The organism is Citrobacter sp. VF227, assembly GCF_052950715.1.
The window spans coordinates 1-1,128 of record NZ_JBRFVF010000055.1 but is presented as its reverse complement, the minus strand read 5'-3'; the positions used below and the strand labels follow the sequence as shown (position 1 = coordinate 1,128).

At 44.9% G+C, this 1,128-nt stretch carries 1 pseudogene; it reads left to right on the top strand.

From position 1 onward, the window contains the following. Positions 1-693: 693 nt before the first annotated feature. Positions 694-958: pseudogene (locus ACU8YC_RS24955) on the top strand (ISL3 family transposase); the annotation flags it as partial. Positions 959-1,128: the final 170 nt, after the last annotated feature.

The following is a 1,128-nucleotide window of genomic DNA, read 5'->3' as shown; positions in this document are numbered from 1 at the left end:
TGCCAGAGAAGCGAACAACAATTAGGATAATCGATCGACAAGATCTTGTTTTTAAATTAACAGGCGAATAAAACGGAGATTAATGATGGTTTAATATGAAAATATTAGCAGAACACCCAATTTATAATATTATTGTAATTCATTGCAAATTCATATTGTTAGACTACCCATTTTTCGGTATGTGAAAATGTCGAAAATGTCGTAAAAGCAAATAATTACATTGTGTTACTGCAAACTCTCCGCCACCGAAGGCAAAAAATCTCACCCCGGCCTTACAAAATGAAAGCTCTGAAATAACGAATTTAATGAAATGAAAGAATTATAAATTTTTTGATAAACATCAAAAAACAGTGAGTATGGATAAAAAAAAATAATTAACGAACAAAACAGAACATGTTGAGAACGGGGCTGGTCTCCGGTCTGAGTCCCCCTGATGCAGCAACCGGCGACCGGACACACAATGTTGCTTCACTGAAACAGCGACATCTGGCTGATGTTTTCAGGGCTCTCAGATATGCTGACATCTGAAAATGTCTTTCTCACGGTTAAACCATCAATACACGACGGAGTATCGGGATGCTGACACATATCCCATGATACCCCCGGGAAACGAATCCTCCCGGCCAAAGATATGCGGCCGTCGGGGCAAGTGATGCCGGACCTGCTTCACTTCGATACCAATATGCAAAGCCCGGCATGACGCGCCATTTACAGGTGCCCCGTCAAACCGGACGCTGCCCTGAATGCCTGAAGTCGGCGACGACGGCGGATACAGCATCTGCCCTGTTCGGGCCAGGCACTCTGGCTGATATTTGCCGGATCTTCAGAGCCTTTTGCTGGTCCACGACAACAGACTCCGCAGTCGCTACAAAAATTACAGCACCAACCTGGGTTGATTTACGATGGAGAGGCAGGACGACGGGCTGCAACGGCAGCAGATTTGCGGACCAGCGCTGATTGTTAGCTCCAGTGATATAAGACGGTAAATCACCATTAGCATGGTCCGCTCCACCCAACATGTTGTTTCCTTAAGGTTCTCACACCAGAAAGAACATCAACATGCAGAGCAGAGAGGACTTTTACATGATAAAGCAAATGCGCCAGCAGGGTGCGTACATTGTCGATATT